Below are 715 nucleotides of genomic sequence, written 5' to 3' on the forward strand. Positions count from 1 at the left end.
TCCCCAGGTCTGCCTTCTCATATCCTATGTATTCAGATATGGATACTGTCCCATTACGGACAGTGGGTTCCCCCATTCGGAAATCCCCGGATCCATGCTTACTTACAGCTCCCCGAGGCATATCGGTGTTCGTCCCGTCCTTCTTCGGCTCCTAGTGCCAAGGCATTCACCGTGCGCCCTTTCTAACTTAACCAATGTTATTCCACGATAAGCGGCGAATTTCGTCGTCAGTTTTGTTCCTCCAGTCCTCATTTAGGCGAACTAAACTCCGGTCTTCGGAACTTCACTTCCTAGAACTTCTTGCTTCTCGTGAACTAACGATCAATTCCATTCGTCACGTAGTATTCACTAGTCGTGAACGAATGTTCATTGATGCGGATGCATCAACGTTTAACGCATAGTTTCGATGTCTTGTTTTTCAAGAATTTTCGTTATCTAGTTTTCAAGGAACATTGGTTTTCCGATCAATCGGAAAACGTTTTGAATGAAAAAAGCTCATTCAAAACTAAACAAAAGCCAAAGCGTGATTCCATGTCCATAAAGGACTCCTTAGAAAGGAGGTGATCCAGCCGCACCTTCCGATACGGCTACCTTGTTACGACTTCACCCCAATCATCTGTCCCACCTTCGGCGGCTGGTTCCAAAAGGTTACCCCACCGACTTCGGGTGTTACAAACTCTCGTGGTGTGACGGGCGGTGTGTACAAGGCCCGGGA

The 715-nt window shown here is 47.1% G+C and carries 2 rRNA genes; both read right to left on the bottom strand.

Annotated elements, in window-relative coordinates:
- Window positions 1-193, bottom strand: a 23S ribosomal RNA gene (locus NON16_RS25380); the annotation flags it as partial.
- A gap of 360 nt (window positions 194-553) precedes the next feature.
- A 16S ribosomal RNA gene (locus NON16_RS25385) occupies window positions 554-715 on the bottom strand; the annotation flags it as partial.

Source organism: Pseudalkalibacillus decolorationis (assembly GCF_024609785.1).
In the GTDB taxonomy this organism is placed as follows: domain Bacteria; phylum Bacillota; class Bacilli; order Bacillales; family Fictibacillaceae; genus Pseudalkalibacillus; species Pseudalkalibacillus decolorationis.